Annotated in this window: 1 pseudogene; it reads right to left on the minus strand. The window is 56.5% G+C overall.

The features are described from left to right. A pseudogene (locus tag LRP50_RS25515) lies at positions 1 to 451 on the minus strand (thrombospondin type 3 repeat-containing protein); the annotation flags it as partial.

Consider the following 451-nt stretch of genomic DNA (forward strand, 5'->3'; position numbering starts at 1 on the left):
CGCCACCGTGAAGCTTAAACGGTAATTATCGCGGTAACCGTATTCTGAAAAGCGCTGAGAGTTAGCTTGATACGCCCAGGAACCGCCGTTCGCACTGAGCACGCCATCGCTGTAGGTTGTGCCATAGAGTACTGGCCAATCCACGATTTCTGCACTCGTGCGCGATTCAAGATCATCCGACAGACCATCGTTGTCGCGGTCAATGTCGCCGTTATCACCAATGCCGTCACCGTCGGAATCTGTGGTTTCCGTGGCATCGTCAGGGAAGGCATCGGCATTATCGCCCACACCGTCGCCATCGGAGTCGGTGGTCTCAGACGCATCGTCAGGGAAGGCATCGGCATTGTCGCCCACGCCATCGCCGTCAGTATCGGTTGTCTCAGTGGCATCCGTTGGGAAGGCATCGCCGTTATCGCCCACGCCATCACCATCGGTGTCCGTGTCTTCATTA

This window comes from Enterovibrio gelatinilyticus, assembly GCF_028683095.1.
Lineage (GTDB): Bacteria > Pseudomonadota > Gammaproteobacteria > Enterobacterales > Vibrionaceae > Enterovibrio > Enterovibrio gelatinilyticus.